The organism is Mesorhizobium sp. M1027 (assembly GCF_040318745.1).
Lineage (GTDB): Bacteria > Pseudomonadota > Alphaproteobacteria > Rhizobiales > Rhizobiaceae > Mesorhizobium.
Genome location: NZ_JAMYMW010000013.1, coordinates 24,030 through 38,942, shown reverse-complemented (window position 1 = coordinate 38,942; position 14,913 = coordinate 24,030). Strand labels below are relative to the sequence as shown.

Here is a 14,913-nt window from a genome sequence, read left to right as displayed (position 1 = left end):
TCAGAAATACCCCTCGCGCTTCTTCTTTTCCATCGAGCCGGCTTCGTCGCGGTCGATCAGGCGACCTTGCCGCTCGGACGTGCGCGCGGTGAGCATTTCGCCGACTATCGCCTCCAGAGTGTCGGCGTCCGAGTCGATCGCGCCGGTCAGCGGATAGCAGCCGAGCGTGCGGAACCGCACCATCCGGTTCTCCACTGTTTCGCCGGGCCGCAGCTGCATGCGCTCATCATCCCTCAGGATAAGCATGCCATCGCGCTCGACCACCGGCCGCTCCTTGGCCAGATACAGCGGCACGATCGGGATGTCTTCCTGGAGAATGTATTGCCAGATGTCGAGCTCGGTCCAGTTCGACAACGGGAACACCCGGATCGATTCACCGGCAGCGATGCGGGTGTTGAAAATCTTCCACATCTCCGGCCGCTGGTTCTTCGGATCCCAGGCATGCTGGGCGTTGCGGAACGAGAAGATGCGCTCCTTGGCGCGCGACTTCTCCTCATCGCGTCGCGCGCCGCCGAAGGCAGCGTCAAACCCGTATTTGTCGAGCGCCTGCCGCAGCGCCACCGTCTTCATCACATGCGTATGCGTGTTGGAGCCATGGTCGAACGGGTTGATGTTGTCGCGCACGCCGTCTTCATTGACATGGACCAGGAGGTCGAAGCCGAGCTTTTGCTGCATCTGGTCGCGAAAGGCGATCATCTCGCGGAATTTCCAGGTCGTGTCGACATGGAGAAAGGGAAAGGGCGGCTTGGCCGGATAGAACGCCTTCATAGCCAGGTGCATGAGCACGGACGAATCCTTGCCGACCGAATACAGCATTACCGGCTTGGCAAAGGCTGCGGCCACCTCGCGAAAAATATGGACGGATTCGGCCTCAAGCCGCTGAAGGTGCGTAAGTGCGATGTTCATGGACTGCGAGCGTTCTTTCGTACCGATCCACGGAAGGGGCAGACTGCACTTCCGGACAATCTATTCGTGCGGGCGTTCTAGCAGATCGTTCCTGTCCAGAACAATGCAAGACAAGCCGGCGGCGGATGGTTCGGGAATGAATTTTCCATACAGCCGATAAATTCGGGAAATTTCTGCTCAGCGAGCGATTGCACTTGGTAGAGGAAGGAAAATGTTGCCTGAGCCTCGGAACCCGAGAGCCAGGAACCGGCTCCCCTCACAGCGGTCCGCCACGTTCTGGCGACACCAGCCGTGGCAACGATGTCATTAAGACGAAGTGCCGATGGGGACAAGCAACTTGTCACCGTTGTGATCGATCTCCATCATCTCGCTCTTGCGGCTCAAGCGTTCCGCAAATCCTTTGTGGAAGATGATGGCGTTCATATAGGCAAAGGTCATCGCCAGCGCACCGGTTCGCAACGGATAGTCAACCAGCGAGTGAATGAGAAGAAAAGATACCGAGAGGAATGCCGCTTTCTGCAGTGGGTCACGGCGAACCCTAGCCAATGCAGCGAAAAGCAGTACGAAATAACCTGCCATCAGCAGGATAGCCAGAACTCCACCTTCGAAGGCTATTTCAAGATATTCATTATGGGCATGATTGACGTATTGCCTGAAAATCATGCCCTCCCTTTCGTATATCTGATAGGCCTTTTGAAAATTCCCAAATCCGACGCCCGTCGCCCAATTGTCCTTGATCCCCTCTATCGTCGTTCGGGCAAATTCTCCGCGCCCGAACGTCGGATCGATTGCCTCCACGTCGATCTTCGTCCACGCGCCTATTGTGTAGATCGAAAGCCCAACAAAAATAAGCAGAACGCTGAACCCGCTCGCCCTTGAACGAGCTGAGAGGAAGACCCCAGACAATACGGTGATCGCCAGCCCGATCAGAACACCGGCACGCGAACCGGCTGCTAAAAGCAGCAGCAAAAGTGTGACCAGTCCAAGCGACCCGGACAAAAGTCGCCCACGGAAGAGACCATGATAAACGACGAAGGGAATCGAGACAAAGAGCAAGGCCGCAAAATGATTCCGGTTCGCAAAAAGCCCGGCATTGATCGTAAAAGGCAACAGCCCGACAATAGCGACGTCGTCGGAGAGCGAATATTGAATCGCTCCCGCCAAACCATTGCAGATAACACCCATGAAGAAAAACGGAAGGAGCGCGCTGACCTGCTCGGCACGCAAACGCAATACGGCCAAAAAAAACGCTGCGGCGGCCAGCAGATAAAGCAGGCATTCGACCGTGCGGCCAACCCCAACGCTGATGAAGCGAAAACGGCTTTCTCCAACCCAGGGATGTCCGAGCAGCAGTTCCGGCCGCAACCCATTGAATATGGCTGCCGGCAATGGGACGATTTGCAAAACCGCCAGCGCCACGGTGAAGACCGGCAGCAACAGAACAGGCCGGGGGATTCTCTGGTCGGCGGTTTGCGAAAAGACGGCCGCCGCCGAAACTATCGCCGCGACCTCGATCAGAGTGTCTGTGTAAAGGCCGCTCGCAGTACCACCACCGATCAGCAGCGATACAAACAAGACCGTGCCGAGGAGATATTTATCCCATTCCGACGGCCGGTCGTTCAAGATGGAAGTCTCTCAACGCTCAATTTGTGCATTATCAAGGTGCCGACATATCGAAATCGCCAGCTCTCGGCAATGGCGGCGGTCTCCAGCCTCAACACTTGCATTCGACATGTGTCCGGACCAACCGAAAAATCTTGGCTCATGGTCTGGCGATTGAATGTGCCTTCGGGAATATTGAAGCGCGCGATTTCACTGCCGGGACATCTAATTGACCAGAATAATTCCTTCGGAAGCTTGAGATTTCTCGCTGATGCAACCAGGGAAATCCTATAGGATCCAGGAGGCAGCTCGATATACTGCTGCAGAGCGGAATTCTTCACCGGCGTGTTCAAGAACCGGACTGTCGCCCCGCCCTCACCCTCCACCGCATCCTGGGATGTCGCAAACGTCACCTCCAGGCCGGACTGATCATGGACCTGCCAATCAAACGGCCTGCCGCTGGGGATCGGTTCGAATGTGCTGTTGAAGACGTAGCCGGCTAACTTACGCTCCTGGTCAGACAAGGTGAAAAGAAACAGCCGATACGCTTGTTCAAATTCCCTTTGACGGATGTAACCGTTGATCACAATGGCTAACTCACCCAATTTCGGTCGCGCGTTCGGTCCAGTCAAATCGAGCAGCAGTCGGTTTGCGTAGTCGAGTCCCTTGGGATTATTGGCCAGTGCAACGAAGAGGCTGGGTCTCCAGGGCGTCTCCGCCGTAATAGCCGTCAGCATGGCCTGATATCCGTCGGGATTCGAAAGGATCGCCGGCAGGCCATCGGCGATCGCCGGAAATTGGTCTGGCCATCGTCGCAGCAATATGTCGATTTCGCCGACGGCCTTCGACAAATCGCTCATCTCCGTCGAATGGCCAATAGACCTCTGGAGCGCATGGATTTCCGTTTTGGATAACTTACGAGCCTGGTCGAACAACTCATAGGCTTCGTCTTTCTCGCCTTGTCGATATTTGATCTCGCCGATCAGGCTGTAGAGACGTGCGTCGGCCAAGTTGAAACGAAGCGCATCCTTGGCCTTAGCAAGCAAGGCTTCGAGATCCGGAGTGCCATTCGCATCGCTCAGATCATCGGTAATCTCGCTTATCAGCGCATCGACGTTCAGCGGATCCAGCGCTAGAGAAACGACTGGTGTTTCCGTTTCAAGTAGCCGACTTAGCCCGATCGACGAAGCCGCTAACACTAGAACGGATGCGACGAACCAAACGCTTGAACGCCGGAGATTTTGCATAAGCGGGCTGGTCTGCTCCATCATCCACTTTGCCCTCAATCTTCGCTGTATCCGCCCCATAGTCGTAATACTGGTAGTTCATGTACTTGTAGGCGTAGTTGTAGTCGAACTTGTTTACCGCGAATTTTGACATCGCGGCTCCAACAACGTTGGCACCAGCGGCTCGCATACGCTTCAACGCTGCCTTCGCAGACTTGCGTGTCACCTGATTGGTGGAGATGACCATCAATGTACCCTCGGCAAGCCGGCTGAGGATGGGCGCGTCCGAGAGGCCGACGATCGGCGGCGCGTCGATGATTACAACATCGAAGCGCTTCCCGAGATTGGTGATGATCAGAGCCATCTTCGGTGACGAGAGCAGATCCGCGGGATTTGGCGGAATCGTCCCAGAAGTCAAAACGGTGACGTTTGGATACTTTGTCGCCCTGAAAATGCTCGCCAGATCCTCTTTGCGGACAGTGTTGGTCAGCAAATTGCTCAGGCCGATTGTGTTGTCGAGACCGAACAGGCGATGAAGATTCGGTTTCCGAAGGTCCCCATCGACAATGAGAACCCTTGCACCGAGTGCTGCAAAGTCCTGCCCGAGCTTGAACGATGTCGTCGACTTGCCCTCCGCGGGCTCCGAACTTGTCACCAGCAATGAACGCGGTGCTCCTTCGGCGCCGGAGAACTGCAATGACGTTCGAAGCGAGCGGTAAGCCTCTGAGAGCCCGGATTTCTGATCGGTGATGCTGGCTATGAGTTCGCGGTCGTCGACGAGCGGCAATATGCCGAGCATCGGCAGCCCGAGTTCCTTTTCGATCTGCTCGGGATTGGTGAAGGTGTTGTTCAACAGCTCCATGATGTAAATTATCGTCGCGGTCAGGACAAGGAAAAGAAACAGCGCAATAGCAAGATTGATGCTGAGACGTGGAGAGTATGGGCGATCTGGGAGCGCAGCAAAATCAACGATGGCTGCACTCTGCGTCTTCAATTCCGAGCTGACGCCGACTTCGTTGAGCTTGGAAATAAGACTGTCGTATTGCGACCGGTTTGAATCAACCTCACGCTTCAAGATCGTGTACTTGATGTTCTTATCGTTGAACACGACCTGTTGCTTTTCCATTTCAGCAAGCTTGCTCTTGAGGTCAGCTTCCTTGTTCTGCGCCTCCTGATATTTCAAGCGTAGCGAATCCGTAATGGCCAGAACGCCATTGTTGTAGAGCCGCTGCAACTCTTTGATCTGTGCCTGAAGTTGCTGCATTTCAGGAAAGCCGGGCTTCAAAATACCCAGCTTCTGTTGGTACTGGCTCGTCAAGTCCGCAAGCTTGTCGCTCAGCTTCTGCAGGCCTTCGCTTTCCAAGACCGGCCCGAGGCTTGAGCCGCGGCCTTTATCGATCTGGTCCACCGCCCGTCCTGCATCGAGACGGTCCTGGATTGCTTTCGCAAGTGCCTCGTTCAGAGCCTCGATATTCGAGCCTATCAAGGACTTGTCGTCGCCGGTTACCGTGATGCCGGCATCCTTGGCGTAGGCTACCAGTTCCTCTTCCGATTTCTGGAGCTTCTGCTTCACCTGCAAGACTTGCTCCTGGATGAACTGGCGCGCCAGGTCGGACGTTTCACTGGTCTGGTCGAGGCGCTGATCTATAAAGCTTTGCGCGACCTGATTGGCGACATCGCTTGCGTATTTCGGGTTCTGATCGGCGAAAGTGATCGACAGCAGACTCGTGTTGGTGACCAGATTGACCGTGAGTTCATTCAGAATGCGCTTTATCGCGATCTCTTCACGTTCTTCGGGCGTCTTCTGTTCGATGGAAGGTGACTTGGAGATTCCGAAGGCACGATAAAAGATATTGGAGAGCGAGAAGTTCGGCGTAGGGAAGAGGAAGTCCGGTTTTTCGCTCAGACCCAATTGGAACACGACGCGCTGTGCCAATGCGCGGCTTTTGAGCTTTTCACGCGCGGTGAGAAAGGCCCGTACATCCGCATTTTCAGAAACGACCTCGATGTCCTGGAAGACCTTGGCGGAAGGCACCAGCACTTCCAATTGCGTCGTCGCCTGGTATTTTGGCGTCTGCATCATCGTGACGATGACGCCGGCGACAAGCCCGGCCGCCACCATCATGACGAACAGCCACCGATACTGGACGACGTAGAAGAACAGCTTGAGCGGATTGAATCCCTGTTCCTGCTCCGAATGGTCGCGGCCATAAGGGCTATAGTTGTGCCCACCGTCATAGTAGAGGTCGGCGGACACGGCCTGGCCATGTCCTGGACCTGCAATTTGGTGCTGCCTGTTGCGATCGAGCATGGCGCGAGGTGTTCCTAGATTTCGACTATATTCTGCTCGGCTGCGACCTATAACCCCGGGACCACGGCAATTCGGGCTGCACTTGAGGCTATGCCGAGCGCGTCCTTGAGATTGTTCACCGCTATCTTCGCGCTTGATGCGAAGACGACGACCTTGTCGCCACCGTAGATGCGCGGGTTACGGGCCTTGCCGGCACGAATGGCTTCCACATTGTAATTGGCGACCAGCGTATTCGTGCCGATGTTACGGTAGATGAAGACCTTCTTTGCGTCTCCTATCGGACTGAAATTTCCTGCCAGAGCGATTGCGTCCAGAAGCGAAGAATTGCTCGACACCGGATATATGCCGGCCTTGTTGACCTCTCCGTCAACGGTTATGCGTTGCCCAATCGATTCCTTTACGAAAACCGTCACGTCGGGCGACTGCAGATAATTGGAACCGTAGGCAGTTTCGATTTCCTGCTCTAGTTGGCGAACGGTTTTTCCTGCCGCGGTGACAGTCCCGATAAGCGGAAGCGAAATTTGTCCGCCGGCGTCGACTTGAACGGTTCTGTTTAGATTATCGACCTGGAACACATTGACCTCCAGCACATCGTTCGGAGACAAAGGCTGCTCGCTGCCGTTCTGGGTGTTTTGTGGCGCAGGCAGGTCTTTTACCACCTGCAGAGCGCCACCGCTACCAAGTGGCGTCGACGATGACGTCAATTGCAGCGCATCGACCGAACTCGACGAAGACGGTGTCGTCGACGAGGTACTCGTGCAGGCCGACATTGCTAAAGAAGCGAGCACGACGAATGTAGTGCCCACATGGCTTCTTGCGAAACGAAAAATGCCCATCATCACGCTGTCCCGCCCTTGAACAAGCGACCAAATCCTCCAAAACGGCCACTGTTGGCGGCGTTTGGCTTTTTCGGACGCGCTTTTCCAACCGGCTCGATGGGCCGGTTCGCCAATATTTCGCCTGGACGTTTCAACACCATGTTGCGGGCCTCGTCTTCCCCGCACCGCTTGGCAGCAGCAGTAACCGCCTGCGAAAGCCCAGGACGCCGGCGCGTAGCGCTATGAGTATCCGATGCGATGATATCCACCCTGCCTTCGTCAATCAGCTTTTCCGAATAGTAAAGCGCCGTACGTCCAAAAGCACCAACAATCGAATCCGCGGTAAGCTGGATGAGGCAGCCGACCGCATTCAATCTCTCGATAACGTCGTAATTCGTTTTGATCCAGGTCAAACGCTCCGGATGGGTAAGAATCGGGATAAAGCCGGCATTTATCAGGCGTAGAGCAAGATCCTCCATTCGTGGAGGTAGAACATGATGCGGCGGCTCGAACAGAAAATAGCGGGACCTGTTTAAGGTCGGCACGCTGCCCGCCGCCAATTGGTCCGGAAGATCCGGCGCTATGTGAACGTCTGCACCGACATAGAGAGCAAGTGGTATGGCGGCGTCGCACAGCGCCTGGTGTAACTCTTGAACCGCCCGAACGATGTTCGATGTTCCGTTTTCATATACGCCGGGCGTCACGTGCGGTGTGCAGGCCATGTGGGTCGTTCCGTCGGCCACCGCCAATCGAGCCATTTCCACCGATTCGGCAAGATTGGGTGAGCCGTCGTCGAGGCCAGGCAAGATATGGGAATGCAGATCGATCATGGGCGTTTGTGACTACAACGAAGCAACATGGCGGCGTCATCGCAAAAAACCGCTGATGCGTCACCCGCAGGGCTGCGAGCGACGCGCTTGTCAAGCTCATGCAATAGGATGAATGCCAGGTCCCAGCTACTGGCTGACAGAGTCGTCATCATGCAGGCCGATGATCACCGCCGCACCACCGACATCAGCGCCGCCCAACAGAACTGGAGCAAGGCAAGCCTTACGCCTGAGGTATCCAGCGCTCCGCTCATGCCGCCTACAACTGGATCTACTTTGATCGTCGCCACAATGTCGAGCCTGCAGTTCACGCCGACACGCCGCAAAACCGAAGACCTCGGCCCGGTCGCGTACAAATGCCCGGATGGACAGGCGCTCCGGTCCTCATCCCGTCATATCCGCCGGCCTCAGACATCCGCACGTCGCCTTAGGCCTAAGCCTCTCCGATCATTACACCAACGTTTAGCCCAAGGCACCCCTGTCAGCAACAACAGGCACGCAGCAGAAGCACTCTGCGCCTCCGCCGCCATTATCCCGCTATCTACAGCCAGCTCAGTTGCTGACGCCGTGACCTTCGTCCGCCGTTGCAGCCAGAACACCAGCCCCAAGAGCCATACCGCCAAAAATGAAGAGCGGCGTGTTGTTGTTTGTGTTAGCATTACCCGTCTGAGCGGTCTTCTCAGAACCGAGCACATTGAGGCAAATCTTGTTCTCGACGCGCGAGATATCGAGCGTCGAATTCGCCGGGACGCTCAGATTACAGCCACCGACCTGAACCGAAGCCGAGCCTTTGGCGCCAACCACGATACGGCTGCCGAAATCAAGCGCGCCGCCCGCTTGCGCCGGGCCATAGCCAGCCACCTGCGAGATCATTACGTCGCCATTGACGTGGCCGAGCGATCCAATCGGATTTGCGCCGTTATAGGCGGTTGCACAGGTGCACGACCCATCCTGCGCGAAAGACGACACCGGGGCGAAGCCGGCCAACACAACAACTCCGGCCAACGCACTTTTCAAAACTAGGTTCATCCGCATCAATCCTTCTGTCCCACGTTACCTGAGGCCCACCCAACCGCTAAGGTACTCAAAAGCGCGTAACAGCTTTCTGCGCCAATTCCAACCCATTTCGCAAATGCGAGATAATTTTTGGTTTCGGTGTGGTTGATTGAACACACCATTAGAATATCGAAATGTATCATCTTTACTGTCGGCCACAATAGAGCGCGTTTGCCAGCGAGCCGATCCGGCGTTCCTTGGGGCGCTGGCGTCAGCTTCGTTTCGACGGCTACGCCACGGGTCCGCAGGAGCTACGAGCCCGGCGCGTAAGACTTGTAGGTCGAGCCCGCCTGCGCGGGCTGCCCTCACAGAATGCCTGCCTCGACGAGCTTTGCAGCCCGATCCGTGCCGTCGGAGATGAGGCACTGCACTACGGCGGCGTCACGGAATTTCGGCGCGACATTGCCGTCGCACGGTGTCCCCAAGCCTACGGATTTGCATGTCAAGGCAAGTCCTTGATAGTCCCGGCGCACGGCCTCGGTGACCATTGCGCGCATTGAGGGGGCTTGGTAATGCGACGCCGCGCAGCACGATCTTGCGATCACCGACCCGCAGATCGTCGATTGATTGGACGGCGAGCTTGCCGTTGAACGATGTGAGCACCTGCAACCGGCTTCGGCGCCGGCGCGCGAATATTCGTTCCCTTGTTGATGACGATGAAAAGAAAGCCGCCCGCAAACGCCAGCGCTATGAACGCAAATACGGCCATCTTCCCGATCGACAATTCCCCACTGCCGATTCAGTTAATCAACGCGCGGCGGTTTTGGTCTTTTCAAACAAGGCAAGCAGTGCTGCCGCATAATCCCGTCGGCGGACCTGTTGCCGGCCTTGCAGCACGGTGACACTGTCGCGGACAACAGTCGGGCGTTGCCCGATTTCAAGGAGATGCTGCGCCAGGATTTCGGCGTTGTCCGGCGGGAAGAAGAGCGCGTCGGGAGCCTGCTCGCGATGCAGCCGGATGTCGGACAGCAACATGGGCGCGCCCAGCGACTTCGCCTCTTCAACGGTGGTCGACCATCCCTCGAAATGGGAGGGGTTTATCAGACAGTCCGTTGCACCTATCAGGGCGACGACGTCGTCATAGGGGATCAATCCGAGGTGTCGAAAATGGCTCTCAACCCTATACGTTTGCGCAAGGCCCATCAGACGCTTGAACAAGGTCGGGTCGCGTGGGTCCGTCGTGCGTCCGGTGAGGACTATCGGCGGCAACGAGCCCAACGCCCCAAGCCGGTCTATATGCCTTAACGCCTCGACGACCAGCCCGTGATTCTTGTGCATCCAAAACTGGTTAGGCAGGAAAAAGAAGCGCTCGGGCAGATCGTGCGCCCGGCGTGCAGCTTCGGTGCGCGTCATGACGGCGCCTGGATCGAGATCGATGGCGAAGCGCACCACGGCGGTCTTGCCGCGCGAGGCCGGGTAGAATGTTTCGCAGTCGGCGAGCGCGTCCTCGCTCGAGAGCATTATCGTGCGATTGCCGGACGTCTGCAGACGGAAGCCGAGATCTCTGCGCCACCAGGCTGGAAGCGGAAAGAGATGCGGCAGGCGACGGTGCTGAAAGTCAGGTATCCAGGAAATGACGGGCAGCGGAAACCGATTGCCGAACCACTGAGCGACCTCAAAGACAACATCGATGTCTTGTGCAACGACAATATCCGCGAATGCGCGATCACTTCCCCCAGCAAGTGCGATCAGCCCTCGCTTGCCAAGCCCGGCGCCCGTGACCCGGTCGTCGACGATAGCCGGCGCGGCCAACATGTGATCAAAGGATGCGCCTGCGCTCGCGTGCTGCTCGGGCGTCAAAAACAGCTTCGCCTGAACCTTACCGCCCAACTCGGAGGCGATGACGCTCAGCATATTGCGCAGATAGGACTCGCCGCCTGACCAGGATCCGCGGCCGATGAGCGTGAAGCCGACGGTGATCAAGGCGCGAAGCGTCGCAGACGGCCGACTGGTTCGGCGAGAATTTCGGCACGATACCAATCGACATAGCCGGCAATGCCCCTGCTGAGCGGCACCTGCAACTGGAGCCCGTCCGGGACGCCGGAGGGATCGGAGATCAAATTGACAGGGTCGCCGGGTCGGGACTCTCCAGAAAACGAGAGGCGATAGTTCCCTCCCCAGGCTTCCAGGACCATCCCGGCAATCGTGCTGACGGACGCGGCGGCGCCCGCACCGCCATTATAGACAGCGAAGCTTGCTGCATTGGCGGGCAAGACGCGATGGATCAATCGCACGACATCCGAGACATGGTGCCAATCGCGCATTTCCGCTCCGGTGCCACCAAGCACAATGTCGGTTTCGCCGGCCGCGAGCCTGCCGCAGAGGTCCCAGAGAAGTTGCTTGCGCAGCCCCTCGCCATAAACGGAGAAAAGCCGGGCTACCGAGACCGGCTGCCCGTATGACGCACAATGTGACCGGCCAAGCTCCTCAACCATGCGTTTGTGGTAGCCGTAGGGGGAGTAGGGATCGAGCGTGGCGTCGACCCTGATCGAGCCGATATGCCCGCCGCCATAGACCGCAGCGGAAGATGCAAGAACGACAGGTGCATCGGGTGCGTGACGGCGCAAGAAATCGAGGACACAAGCCGTGGAGCCGACGCTTTGTTCAAAGTCCTTCAGCGGCTCGGCGATCGACTGGCCAACCGTCGCACCGCCCGCAAGATGATATACGGCCGCCGGGCGACCATATGCGGCCAGAGCAGCGCCCATCGTTTCCGCGGTCACGCCGCCGGAAAAAAAAGCGCCGCCAGTTGCGATGGCGAAGCCAGGCGCTTCGCTTCGGCCGAAGCCGAGGACAAGGTGGCCTTGCTGGGCAAGAAATCGCGACAGATGCAGGCCGATGAAGCCGCCGGCGCCAGTCACCCAGACAGGCTTAGACTCTTTTGATTGCGTCAAGAAGTCAGTCCTTCCCGTGTTTGTGGCAAAGGAAAGAGACCAGGCGCCCAGGCCGACGATCAAGTGATGCCGCGACACTGGCGACTGCACCAAAAGGCACAGGCGAAAGTGCCAAGCGAACAAGCGGGGAAAACGGACCAAAGATCTTGGCGAGCCTCTCGCGAATCTCAGATGGTGTCATCGGGTCATAATTCACGACAGACTGGAACGAGATCAATTCGCGATCGATCATCAGCCCTGCCCCTTCGAGCGCAGCGCGGTAGTCTGCTAGCGTGAAGGCATTCTCCCCGCCGTAGAGATGATGCAACGGATGAGCGCGCAGAAACGGCTCCAGCTGTTCCGGTCCGGAAATCACATGGTCGCGCAACGACAGGAACGTCGCGCCATCGCGGGAGAGCCGCGCAACTTCGCTGCAGAAAGCCGGCAGGTCATGGGCATGATGAAGCACCTGCCGTGCGACGACCAAATCATAACCTGCGGCGGACAACGGGATCGCCTCACCGAAGGCTTCGATCACATCGATGTGCGTGCCGGTCTTTTCGGCAAGCGTCCGGATCGCAGCGGCACCTACCAGCGCACTTGGATCGGGCTCGACGGCGGTTACCGACCAGCCTTCGCGCGCCAGGGCATAGGAGAGGATACCGTTGCCAGCGCCGAGGTCGAGGGCACGGCCTGGCTTGCGCGGGATCATGCTGCGGACCTCGTCGAACTCCGCGCTTTCGCGATAGCGCTGTGCGGCCACGACCGGATCGTCGAAATAGGCAGCGCGGGCGAGCTCTTTCATCGAAGGCTCGCTCATGCACCAGCGGACGGCGTCTTCCCAAGTCATGGCCGCTTCAGGCATCGAGAGAAACCATATGCTGGATCATCTCCCTGATTTTCCGGCGACATCTGCGTGAGGTGGCGCGTTCTTGATCACAATGATCTCGCTCTCCCGCCAGATCAGATTGCCCACGACGGCCGCCGCCAAGGCATAGCTCGACGAGTGAGATAGCGCTTCGGTCATAAGCCCGCATGCTTCGCCCTTTCACCGTTCCAGGATAGTTTTCAGCGTCGGTGAGAAGCACGGCTCAAGCCTCTGTCACTTTTGCAGCAACGCGTCGATCACGCTTTGGTCAGGAGGTTGTTCTGAGCGTTCAGCTACGCTACCGTTTCCGGACTCGTCAAGTTCAGATCACGAGAATTCGAACCGAGTGAATTTCGACCACAAAACTCGCTGGCGAAACCGGATACCGAGCGGTGGCGACAATTCGCAAGCCTTCAGCTCGCCGCAATCTCGGGACCTTCCGGGAAAGGTTCGCCGGCAGGAAGCGCGGGCCTAGCCGTTCCGTCGGATGGACCGGTCGACTCAACCGTCGCCATGAGAGCCCCTCAATTGATAACCATAGATGACGAATGAAAGCGCGATTGAAGAGAGGCATTGGCGTCGCATGATTCCCAATGAAAAGTTCTCCCTGTCCCGTCGCCGTCTCGTGACAGGAACCTTGGCGCTTGGTGCCGCGACTGTCTTTGCTGCCGGGTCGACCGCCTCCCCCGTCGGTAATACCGGGTACCCCCGGGCCAGAAACACGACAGCGACCGGCGGCCTTGTCGTCTTCGGCGACGATGGTACGGACGTCGCCGCTTGCGTTCGCGCCATGGCCCGGATTGAATCCATGGGAGGTGGCACCCTAATGTTCCGCCGCAGGGCCTATAACTGGTCCTCGACGGACCTGAAAGCGCTGGGCCATCCGGGGATCGCGATACCGGCCAACTGCACCATCGACGGCAACGGATCGATCATCAACATTACCGGATCGGAACATACCTTCTACGTTTTTAGCGCTGTCGACGTCTCCAACGTCTCCGTCGCCGATCTGACCGTCATCGGCAATAGCATGTCGAACGGCTACAACAACGGCGCCTTCATGAAGTTCGCCCTTAGCCCGGCCGCAACGGCCAGCATCGATACGTTCACGATGGACACTGTCGAACTTCAGAATTTTAAGGCGCCGTGGTGGGTCTTCGTCTGCAATGAAAATCCTTCCAGTCTCGAGGTGCGGCATATACGCATCAACGGCGTGCGGGGCATTTCGCGGCCGGGCAACTCGCTCGACCCGGCGAACCGTGGCGCCAATTCAGCCGTCGTCAACATCAGCAGCGTGGCGTCCGAAGCCGCCGATGCAGCCCGGGCGATCGTTCGTGACGCCATCGTCACCGGCTTCTACGCCGAAGCGACGCACATCAAGCAAGGCATCATCTTCGACAACAATGTCCACGACAGCGAGATCCGCAGCGCCGTCGTCCACAATGCCGGACTGATGGGAGGCCATGACGACACCGGCTGCTACGCGCTGCAGATCTATGGCGCCAACAACCGCAACATACACGTCACGGATCCCGTTCTGATATCGCCGCGTGACAATGGCATCTACGCGGCCAACGGCTCCGGCCTGGTCATCCAGAACGCGGCGGTGCGCGGACAGACCAGCACCGCCGACTGGACATTACCCAAGGCCGGGATCTCAATAAACAGCGTCCGAAACGTCGTGATTTCAGGCGGAACGTTCAACAACAACGTGACGGACCTCTATCTCGGAATCCGCGGCAGTGGAGCCAATGTCCGTGTCGAGGGCGTGCAATGCGCCGGGGCGTCCAAGGCTGGTATCTTGTTGCAAGGCGCTAGCGCTGAGGTCGGCGGAGTGACTATCACCGGGGCGCGGGTCGCCGCTGATGCGACGGCGCATGCACTCCTTTCCCCAAACGACACTATTCACTGCGTCAACGACGTGCATATCGCCGATTGTAACTTCGCCACCAAATCCCTCACCGCTGTGGCTGTGTCCGCCTCACCCACGCCGGCTCGAAACTGGAGTTTCAGCAACGTGATTTGCACATCGCGTGGGACACCGTTCCAGGCCACTCAATTTGGCGGGCGGATGACGATCCAGCGTATGCGGCTGGTGCTGTTGGATGGCGGTACGGAGGGGTACAGTGCTTTCCGCTGCTTCGGCGCCGGCGCTATGATCGTGGACGGCTTGACCATCGCCGACCAAAAAGTCGGCAGCACGATGGACACGCGGGGTTTTATTGGATCGTTGACGAACATCCACGCTGAGAATTCCCACACCCACCCCGTCGCAGCCTCGGTGGGGACCGTCCGGCCGACATTCCGGGGCTTTCCAGGCGCCCGCATTCAGAATCTAGCGCCGGGTGCGGGAGGGCACCGAGAATGGCAGTGGCAGCACGGAGGATGGGTAGAGACGGGGTGAGCGAACATGTTCCCCTACTACC

General features: G+C 57.9%; 12 protein-coding genes. 1 reads left to right on the top strand and 11 read right to left on the bottom strand.

Going from position 1 to position 14,913, the window contains the following annotated elements:
- The 11 genes from cysD to NKH50_RS23205 form a co-directional block, all read right to left on the bottom strand.
- Window positions 1-906: a sulfate adenylyltransferase subunit CysD gene (gene cysD / locus NKH50_RS23255; RefSeq protein ID WP_352701491.1), complete on the bottom strand. Its 906-nt coding sequence runs from the start codon at window positions 904-906 to the stop codon at window positions 1-3.
- A gap of 306 nt (window positions 907-1,212) precedes the next feature.
- Window positions 1,213-2,529: an O-antigen ligase family protein gene (locus NKH50_RS23250; protein ID WP_352881223.1), complete on the bottom strand. Its 1,317-nt coding sequence runs from the start codon at window positions 2,527-2,529 to the stop codon at window positions 1,213-1,215.
- Window positions 2,526-3,707: a tetratricopeptide repeat protein gene (locus NKH50_RS23245; protein WP_352881221.1), complete on the bottom strand. Its 1,182-nt coding sequence runs from the start codon at window positions 3,705-3,707 to the stop codon at window positions 2,526-2,528. Before NKH50_RS23245 ends, NKH50_RS23250 begins: the two co-directional genes overlap by 4 nt.
- Window positions 3,667-6,045 (bottom strand): GumC family protein, encoded by a 2,379-nt coding sequence (locus NKH50_RS23240; protein ID WP_352701494.1) that lies wholly within the window; start codon window positions 6,043-6,045, stop codon window positions 3,667-3,669. The genes NKH50_RS23245 and NKH50_RS23240 overlap by 41 nt, the downstream gene beginning before the upstream one ends.
- 47 nt (window positions 6,046-6,092) lie before the next feature.
- A complete protein-coding gene (locus NKH50_RS23235; RefSeq protein WP_352701495.1) occupies window positions 6,093-6,884 on the bottom strand; it encodes a polysaccharide biosynthesis/export family protein in 792 nt (263 codons plus the stop codon).
- Window positions 6,884-7,693 (bottom strand): tyrosine-protein phosphatase, encoded by an 810-nt coding sequence (locus NKH50_RS23230; RefSeq protein ID WP_352881218.1) that lies wholly within the window; start codon window positions 7,691-7,693, stop codon window positions 6,884-6,886. Before NKH50_RS23230 ends, NKH50_RS23235 begins: the two co-directional genes overlap by 1 nt.
- A 549-nt stretch (window positions 7,694-8,242) precedes the next feature.
- Entirely contained in the window at window positions 8,243-8,719 is a 477-nt protein-coding gene (locus NKH50_RS23225; protein ID WP_352701497.1) for a hypothetical protein, read from the bottom strand.
- Between the two features lie 568 nt (window positions 8,720-9,287).
- Complete coding sequence (locus NKH50_RS23220) at window positions 9,288-9,455, bottom strand: hypothetical protein (protein ID WP_352881216.1); 168 nt, start codon at window positions 9,453-9,455, stop codon at window positions 9,288-9,290.
- A gap of 38 nt (window positions 9,456-9,493) precedes the next feature.
- Entirely contained in the window at window positions 9,494-10,669 is a 1,176-nt protein-coding gene (locus NKH50_RS23215) for a glycosyltransferase family 4 protein (RefSeq protein WP_352701498.1), read from the bottom strand.
- Complete coding sequence (locus tag NKH50_RS23210; RefSeq protein ID WP_352701499.1) at window positions 10,666-11,640, bottom strand: NAD-dependent epimerase/dehydratase family protein; 975 nt, start codon at window positions 11,638-11,640, stop codon at window positions 10,666-10,668. Before NKH50_RS23210 ends, NKH50_RS23215 begins: the two co-directional genes overlap by 4 nt.
- A gap of 4 nt (window positions 11,641-11,644) precedes the next feature.
- Entirely contained in the window at window positions 11,645-12,439 is a 795-nt protein-coding gene (locus NKH50_RS23205; protein ID WP_352881213.1) for a class I SAM-dependent methyltransferase, read from the bottom strand.
- 589 nt (window positions 12,440-13,028) lie between these two features.
- On the opposite strand from NKH50_RS23205, the gene NKH50_RS23200 reads away from it, so the two are divergent.
- Window positions 13,029-14,891 (top strand): right-handed parallel beta-helix repeat-containing protein, encoded by a 1,863-nt coding sequence (locus NKH50_RS23200; RefSeq protein WP_352881211.1) that lies wholly within the window; start codon window positions 13,029-13,031, stop codon window positions 14,889-14,891.
- Window positions 14,892-14,913: the final 22 nt, after the last annotated feature.